General features: G+C 59.1%; 24 protein-coding genes. 9 read left to right on the forward strand and 15 right to left on the reverse strand.

What is annotated here, in order from left to right; translation table 11 throughout:
- Nucleotide 1: 1 nt before the first annotated feature.
- The 4 genes from AC04SH_RS31860 to AC04SH_RS31875 form a co-directional block, all read right to left on the reverse strand.
- Complete coding sequence (locus AC04SH_RS31860; protein ID WP_488481639.1) at nucleotides 2-934, reverse strand: TauD/TfdA dioxygenase family protein; 933 nt, start codon at nucleotides 932-934, stop codon at nucleotides 2-4.
- An 80-nt stretch (nucleotides 935-1014) separates the two neighbouring features.
- Nucleotides 1015-1665, reverse strand: a complete 651-nt coding sequence (msuE, locus tag AC04SH_RS31865; RefSeq protein WP_488481617.1) for an FMN reductase — start codon at nucleotides 1663-1665, stop codon at nucleotides 1015-1017.
- A 238-nt stretch (nucleotides 1666-1903) separates the two neighbouring features.
- A complete protein-coding gene (locus AC04SH_RS31870) occupies nucleotides 1904-2656 on the reverse strand; it encodes a DUF7146 domain-containing protein (protein ID WP_488481618.1) in 753 nt (250 codons plus the stop codon).
- Nucleotides 2657-3289: 633 nt separating this feature from the next.
- Entirely contained in the window at nucleotides 3290-3664 is a 375-nt protein-coding gene (locus tag AC04SH_RS31875; protein WP_488481619.1) for a hypothetical protein, read from the reverse strand.
- A 482-nt stretch (nucleotides 3665-4146) separates the two neighbouring features.
- Between AC04SH_RS31875 and AC04SH_RS31880 the strand changes: the two genes are divergently transcribed.
- Both AC04SH_RS31880 and AC04SH_RS31885 read left to right on the forward strand, forming a co-directional pair.
- A complete protein-coding gene (locus tag AC04SH_RS31880) occupies nucleotides 4147-4599 on the forward strand; it encodes a helix-turn-helix domain-containing protein (RefSeq protein ID WP_488481620.1) in 453 nt (150 codons plus the stop codon).
- A gap of 144 nt (nucleotides 4600-4743) precedes the next feature.
- Nucleotides 4744-5076 carry a hypothetical protein gene (locus tag AC04SH_RS31885; protein WP_488577798.1) on the forward strand — a complete coding sequence of 111 codons (333 nt, stop codon included), beginning with the start codon at nucleotides 4744-4746 and terminating at the stop codon, nucleotides 5074-5076.
- A 38-nt stretch (nucleotides 5077-5114) separates the two neighbouring features.
- Here the strand turns inward: AC04SH_RS31885 and AC04SH_RS31890 are convergent, their stop codons facing one another.
- The 3 genes from AC04SH_RS31890 to AC04SH_RS31900 are packed head-to-tail and all read right to left on the reverse strand — an operon-like array spanning nucleotide 5115 to nucleotide 6971.
- Nucleotides 5115-5813 (reverse strand): transglycosylase SLT domain-containing protein, encoded by a 699-nt coding sequence (locus AC04SH_RS31890; RefSeq protein ID WP_488481622.1) that lies wholly within the window; start codon nucleotides 5811-5813, stop codon nucleotides 5115-5117.
- 1 nt (nucleotide 5814) lies between these two features.
- Nucleotides 5815-6324: a hypothetical protein gene (locus AC04SH_RS31895; RefSeq protein WP_488481623.1), complete on the reverse strand. Its 510-nt coding sequence runs from the start codon at nucleotides 6322-6324 to the stop codon at nucleotides 5815-5817.
- Between the two features lie 59 nt (nucleotides 6325-6383).
- Nucleotides 6384-6971 (reverse strand): hypothetical protein, encoded by a 588-nt coding sequence (locus tag AC04SH_RS31900; protein ID WP_488481624.1) that lies wholly within the window; start codon nucleotides 6969-6971, stop codon nucleotides 6384-6386.
- A 71-nt stretch (nucleotides 6972-7042) separates the two neighbouring features.
- On the opposite strand from AC04SH_RS31900, the gene AC04SH_RS31905 reads away from it, so the two are divergent.
- Both AC04SH_RS31905 and AC04SH_RS31910 read left to right on the forward strand, forming a co-directional pair.
- Nucleotides 7043-8113, forward strand: a complete 1071-nt coding sequence (locus AC04SH_RS31905) for an acyltransferase family protein (protein WP_488481625.1) — start codon at nucleotides 7043-7045, stop codon at nucleotides 8111-8113.
- On the forward strand, nucleotides 8110-8397 hold the full coding sequence (locus tag AC04SH_RS31910) for a hypothetical protein (RefSeq protein WP_488481626.1): 288 nt from the start codon (nucleotides 8110-8112) through the stop codon (nucleotides 8395-8397). The genes AC04SH_RS31905 and AC04SH_RS31910 overlap by 4 nt, the downstream gene beginning before the upstream one ends.
- A 306-nt stretch (nucleotides 8398-8703) precedes the next feature.
- On the opposite strand, the gene AC04SH_RS31915 is transcribed toward AC04SH_RS31910, so the two are convergent.
- The gene (locus AC04SH_RS31915) at nucleotides 8704-9042 is read right to left on the reverse strand and encodes a hypothetical protein (RefSeq protein WP_488577799.1); all 339 of its coding nucleotides are present in this window, start codon (nucleotides 9040-9042) and stop codon (nucleotides 8704-8706) included.
- A 600-nt stretch (nucleotides 9043-9642) separates the two neighbouring features.
- Between AC04SH_RS31915 and AC04SH_RS31920 the strand changes: the two genes are divergently transcribed.
- Nucleotides 9643-9897: a hypothetical protein gene (locus AC04SH_RS31920; RefSeq protein ID WP_488481628.1), complete on the forward strand. Its 255-nt coding sequence runs from the start codon at nucleotides 9643-9645 to the stop codon at nucleotides 9895-9897.
- A gap of 118 nt (nucleotides 9898-10015) precedes the next feature.
- Here AC04SH_RS31920 and AC04SH_RS31925 read toward each other — a convergent pair whose 3' ends face one another.
- Nucleotides 10016-10135 (reverse strand): recombinase family protein, encoded by a 120-nt coding sequence (locus AC04SH_RS31925; protein ID WP_488481629.1) that lies wholly within the window; start codon nucleotides 10133-10135, stop codon nucleotides 10016-10018.
- Between the two features lie 283 nt (nucleotides 10136-10418).
- Between AC04SH_RS31925 and AC04SH_RS31930 the strand changes: the two genes are divergently transcribed.
- Nucleotides 10419-11012 (forward strand): helix-turn-helix domain-containing protein, encoded by a 594-nt coding sequence (locus tag AC04SH_RS31930; RefSeq protein WP_488481630.1) that lies wholly within the window; start codon nucleotides 10419-10421, stop codon nucleotides 11010-11012.
- Nucleotides 11013-11164: 152 nt separating this feature from the next.
- On the opposite strand, the gene AC04SH_RS31935 is transcribed toward AC04SH_RS31930, so the two are convergent.
- The 3 genes from AC04SH_RS31935 to AC04SH_RS31945 form a co-directional block, all read right to left on the reverse strand.
- The gene (locus AC04SH_RS31935) at nucleotides 11165-11632 is read right to left on the reverse strand and encodes an EAL domain-containing protein (protein ID WP_488481631.1); all 468 of its coding nucleotides are present in this window, start codon (nucleotides 11630-11632) and stop codon (nucleotides 11165-11167) included.
- A 189-nt stretch (nucleotides 11633-11821) separates the two neighbouring features.
- Nucleotides 11822-12511, reverse strand: coding sequence for a transposase (locus tag AC04SH_RS31940; protein WP_488481632.1), 690 nt, complete (start codon nucleotides 12509-12511; stop codon nucleotides 11822-11824).
- Nucleotides 12512-12643: 132 nt separating this feature from the next.
- Nucleotides 12644-13111: a Ros/MucR family transcriptional regulator gene (locus AC04SH_RS31945; RefSeq protein ID WP_488481633.1), complete on the reverse strand. Its 468-nt coding sequence runs from the start codon at nucleotides 13109-13111 to the stop codon at nucleotides 12644-12646.
- A gap of 142 nt (nucleotides 13112-13253) precedes the next feature.
- On the opposite strand from AC04SH_RS31945, the gene AC04SH_RS31950 reads away from it, so the two are divergent.
- The 3 genes from AC04SH_RS31950 to AC04SH_RS31960 are packed head-to-tail and all read left to right on the forward strand — an operon-like array spanning nucleotide 13254 to nucleotide 13668.
- A complete protein-coding gene (locus AC04SH_RS31950) occupies nucleotides 13254-13433 on the forward strand; it encodes a hypothetical protein (protein ID WP_488481634.1) in 180 nt (59 codons plus the stop codon).
- Nucleotides 13430-13540, forward strand: coding sequence for a hypothetical protein (locus tag AC04SH_RS31955; RefSeq protein WP_488481635.1), 111 nt, complete (start codon nucleotides 13430-13432; stop codon nucleotides 13538-13540). Before AC04SH_RS31950 ends, AC04SH_RS31955 begins: the two co-directional genes overlap by 4 nt.
- Entirely contained in the window at nucleotides 13519-13668 is a 150-nt protein-coding gene (locus AC04SH_RS31960) for a hypothetical protein (RefSeq protein WP_488577800.1), read from the forward strand. Before AC04SH_RS31955 ends, AC04SH_RS31960 begins: the two co-directional genes overlap by 22 nt.
- Nucleotides 13669-13721: 53 nt before the next feature.
- On the opposite strand, the gene AC04SH_RS31965 is transcribed toward AC04SH_RS31960, so the two are convergent.
- The 3 genes from AC04SH_RS31965 to AC04SH_RS31975 form a co-directional block, all read right to left on the reverse strand.
- Nucleotides 13722-14120 carry a type II toxin-antitoxin system VapC family toxin gene (locus AC04SH_RS31965; RefSeq protein ID WP_488481636.1) on the reverse strand — a complete coding sequence of 133 codons (399 nt, stop codon included), beginning with the start codon at nucleotides 14118-14120 and terminating at the stop codon, nucleotides 13722-13724.
- The gene (locus AC04SH_RS31970) at nucleotides 14117-14383 is read right to left on the reverse strand and encodes an AbrB/MazE/SpoVT family DNA-binding domain-containing protein (protein ID WP_488481637.1); all 267 of its coding nucleotides are present in this window, start codon (nucleotides 14381-14383) and stop codon (nucleotides 14117-14119) included. Before AC04SH_RS31970 ends, AC04SH_RS31965 begins: the two co-directional genes overlap by 4 nt.
- 216 nt (nucleotides 14384-14599) lie before the next feature.
- The coding region (locus tag AC04SH_RS31975) for a TCP-1/cpn60 chaperonin family protein (RefSeq protein ID WP_488481638.1) at nucleotides 14600-14839 on the reverse strand (240 nt) is incomplete at its 5' end.

The raw sequence follows: 14839 nt of genomic DNA on the forward strand, positions 1-14839 counted from the left end.
TTCAGGCCGCCTTGATCCTCGCCGGCTTGGCTGCCTTGGTGCGCGAGACGCTGCGCCGCCCGTCAACCGCGACCGGCACGTCACCGTCGACAGTGGCGCGGTGGACGACCCGGTGGTGATCGCCGTAGTCGTTGACGGCGTAGTGCTGCGTGGCGCGGTTGTCCCAGATCGCCACATCACCCTGCTGCCAACGCCAGCGAACGGTGTTTTCCGGTGCGGTAACGTAGGATTGGAACAATTCGTAGACCCGGTGGAAGTCGCTTCTGGACAGGCCGACGAACCGCTGCACGAAATTGCCGAGCAGGAGGGTGCGCTCACCGGTCTCCGGATGAACCCGCACAACCGGGTGTTCGGTCTCGTAGATCGTCGAAGTGAACACCTCGTCGAAGTGTTTTGTTTCCGCCTCTGTCGCCCGCGGTCGCACCGCCGCGTAGTCGTAGGCGTTGCTGTGGACCGCCCAAAGATCGTCGGCGAGGCGCTTGAGCGTTGGCGGCAAACTCTCATAGGCGGCCGCGGTATTCGACCAGATCGTGTCGCCGCCGGCCGGCGGAATGACCACGCCGCGCAGGACCGAGAATTTTGGATAGGCGTCGACGAACGTAACGTCGGTGTGCCACTGATCGGCGCGCCCTCCACCGCGGCTTGAATCGAGTTCGAGGATCGAGGCCGTTCCCACGATTGGCCCTTGCGTCGGATGCGCTACCAAATCGCCGAGCCGTTGGGCGAAACGCTCCTGCTCGGCATCGTCCAGGTGTCCCTGGTCGCGGAAGAACACGACCTTGTGGCGCAGCAGAAGCCCGTTGATCGCCACCACGACAGCATGGGGCAGATCACCGGATAGACGCACGTTGCGGATCTCTGCGCCGACGCGTGATGTGAGTGGAGCAACATCGGCTTCCGGAATGGTTGCACCAATGAAAGCAGGCTTGGTCATGGCTAGTCTCCAGGCGGATTGAGTTTTGTGGCTGCGGCTGACGATTTCTCGAAGATCCAGACAGGGCTGGAGAAGGCGCTTCAGCCGAGATTTGCGTTTGAAACCCGGTTCGAAGCGCGCCATTGGCCGCGGGCGATAGCGATGTCCGCCTGAGGAAGGTCTGAATGTGCAACCAACTGGTCTCGAGTTCTTGACGCCAGATACGGCGCGAATTGCCCGATCGCTCGATCGAGCCGATCGAGCCGATCGGCGAGTGTCGGAGAGACGGAGGTCTGGTCGAGGAAGTCGCGTTCTGAAGCATAGATGCCTGTCGCCAGCGTTCGCGCCTCGAAGAACCCGAAGAGCGGCCGCAGCTGATGCTCGACAATCAACGCGTGTCGGTCTCCGCCGCCGGTCGCGGCCAGAAGTACCGGCTTGCCTAGGAAAGCGGTGGGCTCCAACAGGTCGATGAAATGCTTGAACAGGCCAGCGTAGCTGCCTTTGTAGACCGGGCTTGCGACGATCAGTGCTTCGGCCTGCAGGAGATGGTCAACAAGTCTCCGTGCCTTCGTGTCCAGATCAGAAAGGCGGGACGCGGCGCCCAGCGAAGGCAGGAACTGGCCAATCTCGATGACCTCGAAGCTCCTGTCGTATTGTTGCGCCGTTCGCCTCACGATCTCTTCGACCAAAGCGCGGGTTCGGGAAGGAGAACTGAAGCTGCCGGAAAATCCGACGATTGCGGGTCTGGTCATTCGGTCCTGTCCCTCTCCTTGAAAATGCGGCCGCAGCAGCGACAACGAGGGCAGGATAACTTTGTATATAAAATCTATAGAGAAAGAGAATTGCGTATTTGTGTCCGCTTGTAAAATTCCCTTCCTCCACTTTGGCGATGTGAGTCCTCATTGAGCGACTGAGCGAAGGCGCCCTTCGCCAGAACAAGTGGTGCCAATTTGTGATCAAAGTTGATGGCAAGCTGGTTCGCCGAGAGGTTCAGGTGTCTTCGCCGAGTGTTTCGCGCAGCAGAAGATCCAAGGGTAAGGTCTCGGGCGTCGGATCGTTCTCCCACAGTTCCGCGAAATCCCGATCGTCGGGCGGTCTGTGAATGAGGACCTGGCGCTCAGGGTTGGCTTCGCGAACGCGCTCGGCCGCGCTGAGGCCGGGCTTGTCCGGATCGGCGAAGACGACGATCCGCTGTACGCATTCGGGCAGCTGAAGAAACGGCAAACGTGGTGCTCCCAGTGAGCACCAGACGGGCAGGCCGTATCGCAGCATTACAGCATGGCCGGTCTCATAGCCTTCGGCAATACCAAGGACGGCGGCCGCTGGGGCGAGCCGCAAGGCAAAGCCCCGGCTCGGGCCGATGATGCGGCGCGGCTCGTCCAGCCTTGCCTTTTCTGGCCGTGTCGGGTGCAAGAGAGTGAGCTGCACCGAACAGATTGAACGGTCTGGGGCCTGCAGAGCAGCCACCAGCGCGGGAAAGCGATTCTTCCCCAACCGATAATCCGGCAGATAGCGCAACGTTGGCAATGTCGCCGGCAGACGGCGAGAGGCAAGATAAGCTTCGGCGTGCGTGCCGGCGAGCGCAATCGCTCTCGACCACAGCGCGAGCGCGTCCGTCGCCGTGGTTTTGGGCGCCGCCGGACGAACACGACGCAGAGGCTCGGCCGCGCGCTTCGACAAATCCAGGTCCGCAATGGCGGTCTCAATGTCGACGGGATCGCAGCCCGCAAAGCAGTAGAGCATAAGACGATAATCCCCGTCACGAACAGAGAGGGAGGGATGGCGGTCGCCTTTCCCCTGCCCGTGACTTGGTACTGGGCAACGGCACAAGTAGCTCCCGCGCGCCGGGTACCCTCCTAAAGCGCTATATACCTGCGCAGCGCTTGGCCACGACACCTTTGTCATGGACCTGATAATGCCGCCAACCCGCTTTCGGATCAATAGAATGACTTAATAGCGAGATGAACATTGCCGGTGAAATAGCCGCGGCGGTTCAAGGGCCAGGACTTAGCCGTCCTGACGGCAGGATCGCCTCGGGCAGGTAGCCCAAGCCCTGCATCGCTGAGAGCGCCATCACTCGAGATTTGCGATCAGGAGCCGTTGCATGAGGTAGTTAAGAGAACCATTTGCGCGTGAACCGCATGGTGGTGTCTGCGCAGGAACGCCTTGTGACTGCGCGCGGGCGCGGAACCCTTTAGACGATCGGCACATTTGTGGCGTTCCTGGCCGGCTCGGTCGGGGCCTTTTGGGAATTCGGGACGCTGCGTTGCGAAACCCTCGAATCATTTGGGACTACCGTATCTAGAGCTCGCAGACCTGACGGACCGGCAGGATCGTCTGTGTGCGTGTTGGGCAGATCCTGGCACGCAGAGCCTGTTAGAGTTTGAAGCGGCCAAGACGCTGATCGTTGACGCGGTACTGCCAGGCCAGTTTCGAATCCTTGGGGTTGACGCCGGACGTTGACCAGGCGGAGCGCTCAACCTCTGCAGCGTCTTGCAAAGGAAGATCGTCATCACAGCGCGGCGATTGTGACGACGGCCGAAGACGAAAATGTCCGATACTGCGGCTTACCAATTCGATGACACAGACGGCGGCGAGGGACAGGATCAAGAAAGCAGTGGAAAAGCTGAGCATGCGAAGGCCGGCTTCCTGATCGGGCAGGGCGAAGAAAGCGAGCACGCCGCCGGAGAAAATTGCGAACGCCAACCTCATGAACATGACGGAGAGTCTCCTATTTTCGATGTTGATCATTATAATATCACAGATTGACCGTCATTATAATGATCATGGAGATAGGATGGCCCCCGTTGGATCAAGCGCTTTTCGCAATCGCCAAATCCAGCGGCGCCGAGGTCTCGCGTCTGGTCGACCTGAACCGGGCCTTTCGAGGGATTTTGGCAACGATTGCAGGGCTCCCTACCGCAAGGGCAGAGATCAGGGTTGTCCCTCCAGATGAGGTGGCACATGACAAATTGATAGTGTAGGGATTCCCGGACATCCAAGCTGGATTCATTTAATTATTTGCTTTCAAAAAGGCATGCGGATTGTCAAATGCCGTCGTGCATCTCGAACGATTTAGCGGGTCAAAAGCCGCGCACCGTCACTTTCCGACGGGGAGAATGCCGAGACACTTTAATAGGGCAATGAGCTATCGTTTGGGCTACAAGCCCTGAGCACTAGACATTCTGCAAAAAATGGCCGTCATATTCCGACCGATAGCAAGGGGGGCAGCTGTGCCGATATTTAAAAACAAGACAGAAGACAGCGATGGTTGGCTTTCGATCCTGCTGGCGCTGCGACTTCGGCAAATCGAGAACGAGTACCCGGACTATGCGAGTTTTGCCGACGCTACGGGGCTATCGCGCGGCACTCTCTACCAGTTGCGGACGGGGAAGGGGAACCCGACATTCGTCACCCTGGAGCGGCTGGCGCGGCACCTGAAGGTTCCGGTGTGGACGCTCATTGGTCGGACTGGTGACGACGACAGCGTGAAGCGGGACATCGAGACGTTCGGCTTCAGCTTCACCGAGATTGCGCGGCATATTGAGGCCACGCGGGCTGTGAAGCGCTCGATGACGGATTTCAGTGGTGTTCCTTCTTTGAAAGAGGCAGCCAACCCCGCTGGGGCAACCTCTGAGAAGAAGCGGCTGCCTCCGGCCAAAAAGGGACGCAGGGCAAACCAGTAGATACAAGTAAAGTAGGAGACGCTAAACAACGAGCGTAGATTCATTTGCTACGATTGGCAGGAAATCTATTTTATATTTCTTTGACTCGCGCCAAGAAATCCGCCAGCGTCGATGCAATGGCCTTATTTTGCTGAAGGGTTCACGATGCGAGCGAATATCTGGCAAGTCACAGGAGACGATGCGCTTTATAAAGAAGCGGCCGCGTTCGTCGATTGCCACCCGAAACCATGGGTGGAAGAGGTTTCGGATTTTCTACGGCAGAAAGGCAAGCCCGAGACGATCACGTTGGTGATCGGACAGTTCATTGTGGCGGCTCTGTTCGAAGGACGACACGCGGATCTGCTGTACTGGTCGCTGGTTGCCGCCGAAGTGAACTGCGTTGAGATGGAGCAATGGCCTGATGATGTGCGCCAGGAGCTGGCAAGCCATCTGAAACGGGGGGTTGGAAAGCTCTCGTCGCGAAATCTCTCGCATTGAAGGCCGCGGGCCGGCGGCGTGGCCCTCAATAGGCGGGGTTACACCTGACCAGGGGCAACGTTGATGTCGCTGCCGGCGGGACCGGGAGCGGATGAAGCGAGTTTTGTGTCACCGCCATTGGGCGTCGGAAAGTCGCCTGGTCCCATTTGGCAGACCGCTTGCGCGCCGCATCCCTGAGGAATGGATTGGCCAGCCGAATTGAGGGCGGCATAGCGGCGGTTTACGTCGTTCGTCCAGTTACGGCGCTGGCTTTCAGTGCTTCCGTTGTAGCGATCGGCGAGGCAGCGAATACTTGACGTGCCGCCGCAGGATTTGACGGCATCGCGAAGCGTCATTACGCCGCCTTCAATGTTTTCGGACAAGATACCCCGATCCATTCCGTAGGTCCGGCCGGTCGCCCCCGTAAGCTGCATCGGCCCAAGAACGCCACTGAAAGAGCCGGCACATGCTGACATCGCGCCTTCGTGAGCCGATACGGCAAGAGCGAGCTTGGGATCAACGCCATACTTGTTGGCGGCGTCTACAATCATATTGGCGATGTTCGGGCTGCGCTCGATCATCTCCTGTGTGGACGGATAGCTCGGCAGACCCGCTCCGTTCGTACAAAGCGAACGCAATGTTGTTTTGTCATGGAGGTCGCAAGAACTTGCATCCTGATCGAAGGAATTCGCTTGCGCGACAGGCGCTTGTCCAACGACCAGGAGCGCGGAGAGGAGTAACGGGAAGGGACGCAGCATCTTACTTCCCCGGGCAGAAATTATAGATGGCGCCATTGATGGAGAGCGCGTCGCTGGATGGGCGCGTAATCTTCATCGGCGTGATAACCGGGGAGCTGCTGCCACGTTCGGTACATGAGGCTTGGAACGCATCGTCTGCATGACGGGTGCCTGCTATCTTGCAGGTACTCGGGCCGACGGTGATTGCGGAGCCGTCGAACTCCGCAAGTTCGAGAGCGCCGACGCCTTGGTCGAGATCGGCACATGTGTGCGTGGAAACTACATATGATCCCTGCGGAGCCTTCAGCGGATCAAGCGCTTGCGCGATCGCCGGCGAGATCAAGACGGCTAGAGTCGCGAAGATTGTCGGGCTGGCCATGCCAAATCTCCCCAACATCATCCCGCCGTGACCGCCGGCGGGAGCCGCGGTCAATGCCGCGCATCGCGCGTTGTGAAAGAAGCCTTGATCCGCTGGCGATGGCCCGTGGCACGCTGGTGTACCGAATAAGGTCAGGTTTTCCACGTCGATCATGGTTGCGCTCCTTCCGAATATCGAGGTTGCCGGAATCAAACCAGGCATCGCGGCTTCCCCTAGGGTTGCGGGATAGGGACCCGGAATTGGCATTCCGGGGCGATTTCACCTTGGAATACGATGCCGGCGCGAATGCTTTTGGCCTGAACGTCATACGCACCCATTGCACCATTCCGAGCGAGGTCAGGGCGGACGCTATTCGGTTGCGCGCCATATTCGATGAAACAGCCGGAGCCAGCGTCAGCGACCGTGGATCGGCCGTTCTGATAAATCGCCAAGCGCATGGGACACCGTTTCAGCGTGGCTTTGCCGACCGGATCGGTGCGAATGGGCGAGCAGCCGGTGAGCGTGTGCAGGACCGAGAGGACGACGGTTTTGGTCGGGCTGCGAACGACGATGTGACTCTCGGAAGCTGGCGCATTGGCGACCGCAAAGCGCATATCGCCTTTAGCCACATAGGCGTCGTTGTTTTTCTTCAGTCGATCCGCCCATAGGGAGGCGTAGGGCACGGCTTCCGAATTCGGGAGCTCGAGATCGGCGTACGCGACGGCGCGCCAGGCGTTCGGATCATGCGTGAGCGACTGAGCCGAAGCGTGGGGCGCTAATGTAAGGGCAGTCGCGACTGCGACAAATGTCAGGCCGTCCATGCATTCCTTTCCTCGCTCTCATGCCCTATGATTAAATCAATGTCGTAGTGATTGTCGAGCGTGATATTTGAATGAAACAAGAAGCCCGCCTATTCGGGCTGGATGAATTGCGAGGCCTGGCGATTGGGCTGGTGGTGCTTTCGCATGTCGGGCCGGTCTTCGGAGAAGGCGGGACGGTCGCCGCTTTGCTGCTTGCGCCAGCGTGGAGCGTCGGGGTCGACTTGTTATTTGTGATTTCCGGCTTGGTGGTGGAACGCTCATTGCGAAGCCTTCGCCTCGAGCGCGGAGCGCTCGATGCGGCCTCCGCCTTCTATATCAGGCGTGCCATGCGGATCGTGCCGCTGGCCTGGTGCGTCGGCGCCATTCTCTCGATCGGGTTAATCATCCCGGGAAGCGGCGTTGAGCCTGCAGACGCGAAGGCGGCATTCGCCTTCATTTCGAATGCGCATTGGGCGCCCTGTTTCGGGGGCGCCACAGGATGCGGTAACGCCTTTGCGTTTGGGCCATTCTGGTCGGTCGCCGCCGAGATGCAATTTTATCTACTGGCTCCGCTCTTGGTGTTCTTGCTACCGCGGCGGGCGCTCGTCGCGCTGGCCGGGCTCGTTCTCGTGGCCGGGGCGTTCACGCCGCGGCCATGGGGCGGGACGCTCTGGACGTTCCGCATCGATGCAATCGCGGTCGGGCTGGCGAGCGGCGCCATCATCGGGACGAGCGCATGGCCACGGCTAGCGGAACACCTTCGGGAGATCGGCAACATGGAAGCGGCGTTCTGGATGACGGTCGGGGCCTTCATGCTGGCGATCTTGCCGCCGGCGACACATGGCGTGGCGACTGCCGCACTGGCGCTGATGTGCGGATGGGTCGTGACAAGGGCGACCTTGCGGAATGGTTCTGTGAACTGGCCAAGGCGGATTCTGCGGCACTTGGGAGACATCTCTTATGCTCTCTATCTGATCCATCTACCGGTGCTGGGGCTGTTCAAATGGTCCCTTGGCCAATTCCTGGGCGCTCCGGCGACGGCAACGCTCTCGATCGCGATTGCGATCGGGCTGTCTCATGTGCTGACAGCGGCGATCGGAGATCCGCTCCGCCAGCTCGGCCGCCAATGGTCAAATCGAACAGTCGGGGAGTTGTCGCCGTGACGGAAAAAAATCGTCAGTGGTCGCTTTGTGGTGGAGATGTCGATCAAATTCCGCGAGGAGCGAGGGCGCTGGCGGAGCAGCTATTGACCGAGACCGATGGCGATGCCGTGGCAGCGCTCGTGGCGGCCTGCTGCGTCATTGGAGCCATGCGCTCGGCGGTATCGAGGGGTATGGTGCGCAACGGATCGCCGTCAGGAGTCGATATCGCTCAAGTGCTGGACATTTTCGTACGAAGCGAGCCCCCAGCAGAAGAGCAGAACCTAACCGATAGGACCGTGAAGTAGCTACGATGTTGGGAGGCTGGGCAGCCCGCCGCTTGATCCCCGAAATGCCGAATGCGCGATACCCTGAGAGTTGGGCGACCGTCAGCAATGCCGAGCACTGACACTGATTTCACTACGTAAAGGGATTGAGCGAAAGCCTTGCGAAAACGTCGCTCGCCGGGCTTGTGCCTAAAAGAAAAATTACGGGAGCACGGTTTTTCGGCTGGAGGTGAGCGATGCGGCCTCCGTGGCGCCTTGCCATTGGTTTGGCCGTCGGCTTCTGTGCGCATCTGGCCAGCCGACACGCGTCAGTGTGACGGCCGCTGCTCAATAGCGGTTGCCGAACCAGCCCTTGCTCTTGGGTGGCGAGGGTTCCTGATCAGCCCACGGTACGGACGTGTAGGAGGGCCTCGGGTCTTGGACGCGCCAAGCCTTCTGCCAGTAGTAGAAGTTGAGAGGTACTCGGGCGAGCACGCGACGATCGGCAGACAGGAGGTCGGAAGCGCAGACGACGACGGGGCCGTCGTAGTGTTGCACGCGGCCGGTATAGCCGTTGAGCGCTCCGGGCCGGCACGCAAAGACACGAACGCCTGCGGCGATCGTGTGCGGGGCTTCCGCAGGGACGGAGATCGTCTGGATGCCTTCCTTGGTAACGAGCGTGCGCACAGGCACGGAGCTCCAATGCGAGCGGCGCAAGGCGCTATTCGCCTGAGCTTCGGTGGGGTAGCCGGTTCGCTGGGTAATGACCGGTGGGAAGCGGCCCAAATCGGGCGCATATTCTTGCCGGCTGCGACTGACCCGATCGGGCTTCCAATAGGAGTCCGTAACCGAAACGGGGCCGGCCGAATGTGAAGCATCCGGCACTCGCCCGGCGCAACCGGCGAGCAGGGCCGCGGATGCGACGAGGTGGAGGATGTGACGACAAGAACGCATATCTGGATCGGGGGTCATTGCAGGCGAGGATTTCCGGTGGAGCGGGCCATGCCATGGCGACAACGCCATAAGGCCACGTCTGCTTTCCCAGCGTCGCGGTCTGGCCCAGGTCGCAGCCGACGATGCCGCCGTAGGTGCACGACGCAAAGTTGATTACTGGTTCCCATGAATCGCCCTCTCCAGAGTCATTGAGTCAATAAACTATCTTGCAAATCGCTGTGCAAGTGCCTCTGACATCATACGATGTGGGAGGGGAGGGTGCTCGTATCCGGACCGGTGCCCGATGGGCCAGGGAGGGGCCTCAGTGTCGAGTTGACGCTGGGCGGTCCTGACTTGCTGGATTTCGGCAAGGCTGGACCATGGGGCAATCGCAAGCTGAAAGCGCGCTATGCCGCAGCGGCATCCGACTGGACGAACTCAGCGGCTTCGGGGGTAGCCTTGCCTGGTACCGCTGCGAGCTTCTCGAAGCCGCTGTTCGAGCGCCCTATAGAGGGTTGCTCGATGCACCTTCAGGAGCCGTGCAACCTCGATGACGGGCTTGTCCTGGGCGAAGAGCTGGCGGGCGTGTGTGATCTGCTCGGCCGATAGGGCAGGGGAAGGACCGAACCGCACACCATGCGCCCTGGTCGCGATCCGGCCGGCGCTGGTGCGCTCCACGACATCGCCTGGACGCAAATGATCGAGGAGCTTCGCCAGCTCGGGCCGATCACGCTTTGCCGGAAACCTTTTCCTCAAACAGGCGAATGCAGCCGGCCGCGCCAAGCGCCGCGCGCTGCTGGTCGAGGTCCTGGCCCTGGGCCGAGACCCGGGCATAGCCAATCATCATGGTGGGGGTTTCCTGTCGCAAAGACAATTACCACTTACGACAAAGACATGCGACACCCTGACTCTCAGGGGACATGTTAGGGCGAGATAACGCCAGACGCGTCATTATCCAGTTGGCTGGAACCGTGGTCTACGCGGCATCCGACGAGCGACATTGCATAGAAATTTTGGTGCACTACCATCGACGCTGACATCCCCGGTGAGCCGCAATCGCTAAAGTTGCCGAATGAACGCCGGGGTGGGAAAATGACAGGCGTTCGGGCTATCTTGTCTGTCATTTTACTATGGGCTATATCGTCAGGGCAAAAAGGGCCGAGCGACAGGCAGGTTGTGCGCACGCATCGATTTATGAAGCGAAATGGAAAGGGCGAAGTGGACAACCCGCTTCGCGTCAACATACGACGGTCCTCGAGGCCGAACGCCGACAAAGGCGGCTTCGTCTCCAGGACATGGCGCAGTTGTTTCATACGTCGCCTGGTAAGGGTCTCGCCTACCGGACGTATATCAAAACTGCTCAGCGTAGGAACAATGTCACCTTGCGTACCTTAGACATGATGGCCCGTTCGCTTCGGATCTCGATTGCCACGTTGTTGACAGCTAAAACCGATATCGAGCCCTGGATTCATGAGCTTGGAGACCAATCAATCCGGAGGCGTCTTGGCACCATTATCAACAGCGAGCGCGAGCGCCGGAATCTTCTGTGCTATCAGATGGCAAAGTTGATCGGCGTCTCGGAGATGACGTTAGCGAAGTTGGAACGCGGCGCTGGAAATATCAGTGTCAATACAATTGCTGGCATCGCGAAGTCGCTATGTCTGGATCCCACGACATTTCTGTTCCAAGATCAGATTGCTTGCGACCCCTCTCCTCAAACGTAACGTGGCACGGCCAACCCTTACTTTCCTCGTCATTGACCTATCGGCCGAGAATAGCAATGGGCTGAGCGAGCCATAAGCCACGTCTTGAGGGCGACCGCGGCATGCCCAACCAAGACCACGCCGCCAAAGCGCCGGTCCTGTTATTCAAGGTCTTAGCTCCTGACCAAACGGCTTCGCGGCAATGCCAGGATGTCATCTATCACCACAGGTTCCAGATCAGATTGCCTTGAGCTTCGTCGCATCTGACGTGGGCGCAGACAGGCGAGTTGTTCGGGAGTTTCCACGCCTTCGGCTGTTGCCTCAATTCGAAGCTCATGCGCTAGCTCAATCAATGATCTTACAATCGCGGCGCAGTCGGCATCGGTCAGCAGATCCTGGACAAAAGATCGGTCGATCTTAAGCCGCGAAAGAGGCAGTTTACGAAGGTAGGTTGTGCTTGCCCCTCTGGCGAAAGCGCGAGCCGGATCCGAGTGTTGGAGTGATGGAGGCAAGCAGCCGATCGACACCGGATCTGACCCTGTTGGCAAGCGAGGACCACCTGGCGACTGATCAGGCTTATGCCTTTGGCAGCAAGGGGCGAGCACCAGATACGTTAGAAGTGGCCCGGAGGGTGAGGGCACTCCGAGTGCGCAATTTGCTAGCGGGTTCGCCCGATCGGCCGATCGGCTGAACAGGCGGATGTACGAGCTGCCGCATTGACTTCCGCGCCTTTCAGGAGCCGGCGATATCCGATTTTTTTCTGCATGGCGCAAAGGCTACGCGGCGACGGCGCCGCTCCCATTCGAACCCGTGGGGGTTGGACTGCCATGTTACAGCCCCAGCCGCCTCTTCAGTTCCGCGTTCTCCGCGCGCAGACGTTCAGCAAGCAGGTTCTTCAACCGCTTGTTTTCTTCCTCCAGCGCCAGAAGATCTTTGAGATCGTCACTCGCTGGCGCGGCCTCCGCGGTCACCGCGGCCCTCTTCTTCCATTGATAATAGGTCTGCTCCGTTGTGCCGGCCTGCTTAACGGCGCTCTTTAGAGTGGCGCCGCCACCAAGCAACTTTTCGATTTGACTGAGCTTTTTGACGCGCTCCTCTTCGGAGTACATTTTGCGGCCGAGCCGTACTGATCCGACCCCCTTACTGGCCTCGGATGAGGCGCCGTTCTTAGGAGCAGGTGATTTCAAATCCGTCTTTGTGTTTCGCGGCGGGCGGCTCTTCTTCTTCGTCTCTGGAGCCTCGATGTTCGCAGCGCCTTTCGTGGCGGCGTTTAACGATTCAGTATGCTCGGTCTCTGCCATGTGATGCTCCACTTTTTCCTGGTCCAAACGTTCAGCATTAAAGGTCACGATATTGGAATCAACAAACTTACGGTTTGACATGTCCATCTCCTCGAGTTGCCGTGTCGTCTCGGCGAAAGCGGCTGAGAGATCCATGTCGCCCCAAATGGAATTGTCGCGTTTTTGATAGCCGCGCCTTTGCTTGACTTCCACGATAAACGGTCGGGTTTGCCGCGTCATAACTTCTTCCTTGATTACATGCCAATTGAACAAGGAAACCACTACTGAAGAGAGCAGCACTGTAGAACGCGTGCCAGTCCTCGGTGCAGAGCTTCCCTGAGTGAAGGAGCGATCTTTGCTGGAAACGTTCGATCAGGCTTTGGGCTTCTGCTTGCCAGATTTCTGAACCGACGATCCTTTTGCAGCCTGCTGGGGTGGTTTTCGCCCTAAGCCCGCCTTTTTCGCCAAAGACGAGCGAGTTGCCGCGTAGTTCGGTGCAACCATAGGGTAATCGGAAGGCAGGCTCCATCTCGCACGATAGTCGGCAGGTGTCATGCCATAGCTCGTAGCCAGGTGACGCTTGAGAGACTTGAACTTTTTGCCGTCTTCCAACGAAATGATGAAATCCGGCGTCACAGATTTTCTGATCGGAACCGCCGGCCTCAGCGGCTCTGCCTCTGGTTGGGACTGGGCACCAAACGGCAACGAGTTCAACGATCGGTATACCCGGTCGATCACAGAGGCAAGTTCTCCCATTGGAACCGGGTTGTTGGATACGTATGCCGAAACAATTTCGGCGGTTAGTTCAATAAACGCGTTGCTCGTTTCACCCTCGGCCAACGTTTTTCCTCTTAGTCAGACAAATCGCACAAAAGCGCAGAATAGAGTAGTCACGCGATGTCTGCAATCGCGCCCCATTTGCGTGGCGCGCCCATCAGCAGTTTCGCTACCGTTTACTCTCCGGGTGTCCAACCTCGGCGACTTGGCCATCGCCTCCGTCTACGGCCTTGAGACGGCGGCCTTTCTTACCGTCAGGCCGGTTTATGAGGAACCGCGCAAGCCATTCTATGTGACCACCTATTCGCCTGACTGGGTGAAACGCTACGTCGAGAAGGTTTTTTCGACATCGATCCCGTGCTTCGCCATGGGCTGCGTGCTGTGACATTGGTTGCTTGGAAGGAGATCGACCTATCGGACAAGGCCGTGCGCACGTTCTTTGGTGAAGCGAGGGAACATGGTGTCGGAGCATGGCATCACGTTCCCGGTTAGGGGTGCCGACGGCGACCGCGGCCTTTGAGGTGGCAGGCATCGAGTTCATTGCGCAAAATGGCGGCGGCCCGGGCGTTCGGCTTGCGCAGCCCGATGGCGGCGCGCGACCATCGGCGCGCAATGGTTAACTGTGGTCACCGCGGAACCGCCAAGCGCGGTCATGCGACACTCCTGAAGACGGCTACGAAAGAAGTCGAACAGGATGTCCTTGCGCAGACAGAAGTTTAACCGCCTTGCGGTCGAAGGAGACGAATGTCTCCCCGCCCAGCCAGTCGCCGTCGAAGGCAATCACGCCGTCCGCAAAATCACCGCCGGCCTCAAGCACTGCAAGCCCTGCCTCGACAGCTGGCCGGTTGACGACGACATTCGCGGTGTTCGACAAGGCCCTGATTGCCGCCACTATATCTAAGCGTGCGGTTTGATATTGTCGGGCCAAAACCCATGCGAACTCGCACAAGGCCTGAAGGCTAACGGCCACGATGTCTGCCTTCGCCAGGAGATCGACGGCTGCTTCCGCTTGTTGTTCATCGTCGGCGACATAGGCACGCAGCAGAACGTTGGTGTCGGCCGTGACTTTCATTCCTTGCTCGATCCAGCTGCAGTGCCCGCTTCCGCAATAGCCTCGTTGATCTCTTCAATGCTCAACACGCGGCCATTCGTCTTGCCCTTGAGAAAACCGGAGAGCTCCCTGAATGATCCCTTCGCCCGCGCCGCCTTCAATTCCGCCCGGCCGTCGGGGAGCAGATCAAGTTCGATCTTCTCGCCCGGTCTGATTCCCAGATGCTGCAGAACGTCCTTGCGAAAGGTCACCTGTCCCCGTGCCGTCACCGTCAATGTCGTCATCTTACAGCTCCAATTCATCGACACGATTAGATAATGCAAATTTGCATTATCATCAATAGCAGAGTCCCGCGTTGTCGGGCAGTTGCTCCAAACATAAGCTTAACCCTTGTCGGGCCTATATCCCCGCTTGCGGGTCGCCGACAACCGGCGCAATGGACACGACGAAAGGGCGGCTTTGCTTGCCGCCCTTTCGAAATTGTCGAGATGCGTGGAGCTTTAAAAGCCCATCCCACCACCCATGCCACCCATGCCGCCGCCAGGCATGCCGCCCGGCATACCGCCGGCAGATTCCTTCTTCGGGGCTTCGGCGATCATGGCTTCGGTGGTGACGAGCAGGCCGGCGACCGAGGCCGCGTCCTGGAGAGCGGTGCGCACGACCTTGACCGGGTCGACGATGCCCATGGCGATCATGTCGCCATACTCGCCGGTCTGGGCGTTGTAACCGAAGGTCGCGCC

This window comes from Mesorhizobium sp. CNPSo 4688 (genome assembly GCF_057784295.1).

What these genes read in the sequence shown, in the direction of transcription:
- AC04SH_RS31860 (WP_488481639.1), bottom strand. Translation starts at nt 934, where the DNA reads ATGACCAAGCCTGCTTTCATTGGTGCAACCATTCCGGAAGCCGATGTT.
- msuE (WP_488481617.1), bottom strand. Translation starts at nt 1,665, where the DNA reads ATGACCAGACCCGCAATCGTCGGATTTTCCGGCAGCTTCAGTTCTCCT.
- AC04SH_RS31870 (WP_488481618.1), bottom strand. Translation starts at nt 2,656, where the DNA reads ATGCTCTACTGCTTTGCGGGCTGCGATCCCGTCGACATTGAGACCGCC.
- AC04SH_RS31875 (WP_488481619.1), bottom strand. Translation starts at nt 3,664, where the DNA reads ATGATCAACATCGAAAATAGGAGACTCTCCGTCATGTTCATGAGGTTG.
- AC04SH_RS31885 (WP_488577798.1), top strand. Translation starts at nt 4,744, where the DNA reads ATGCGAGCGAATATCTGGCAAGTCACAGGAGACGATGCGCTTTATAAA.
- AC04SH_RS31890 (WP_488481622.1), bottom strand. Translation starts at nt 5,813, where the DNA reads ATGCTGCGTCCCTTCCCGTTACTCCTCTCCGCGCTCCTGGTCGTTGGA.
- AC04SH_RS31895 (WP_488481623.1), bottom strand. Translation starts at nt 6,324, where the DNA reads ATGATCGACGTGGAAAACCTGACCTTATTCGGTACACCAGCGTGCCAC.
- AC04SH_RS31900 (WP_488481624.1), bottom strand. Translation starts at nt 6,971, where the DNA reads ATGGACGGCCTGACATTTGTCGCAGTCGCGACTGCCCTTACATTAGCG.
- AC04SH_RS31905 (WP_488481625.1), top strand. Translation starts at nt 7,043, where the DNA reads ATGAAACAAGAAGCCCGCCTATTCGGGCTGGATGAATTGCGAGGCCTG.
- AC04SH_RS31925 (WP_488481629.1), bottom strand. Translation starts at nt 10,135, where the DNA reads ATGATGATTGGCTATGCCCGGGTCTCGGCCCAGGGCCAGGACCTCGAC.
- AC04SH_RS31930 (WP_488481630.1), top strand. Translation starts at nt 10,419, where the DNA reads ATGGGCTATATCGTCAGGGCAAAAAGGGCCGAGCGACAGGCAGGTTGT.
- AC04SH_RS31940 (WP_488481632.1), bottom strand. Translation starts at nt 12,511, where the DNA reads ATGACGCGGCAAACCCGACCGTTTATCGTGGAAGTCAAGCAAAGGCGC.
- AC04SH_RS31960 (WP_488577800.1), top strand. Translation starts at nt 13,519, where the DNA reads ATGGCATCACGTTCCCGGTTAGGGGTGCCGACGGCGACCGCGGCCTTT.
- AC04SH_RS31965 (WP_488481636.1), bottom strand. Translation starts at nt 14,120, where the DNA reads ATGAAAGTCACGGCCGACACCAACGTTCTGCTGCGTGCCTATGTCGCC.
- AC04SH_RS31970 (WP_488481637.1), bottom strand. Translation starts at nt 14,383, where the DNA reads ATGACGACATTGACGGTGACGGCACGGGGACAGGTGACCTTTCGCAAG.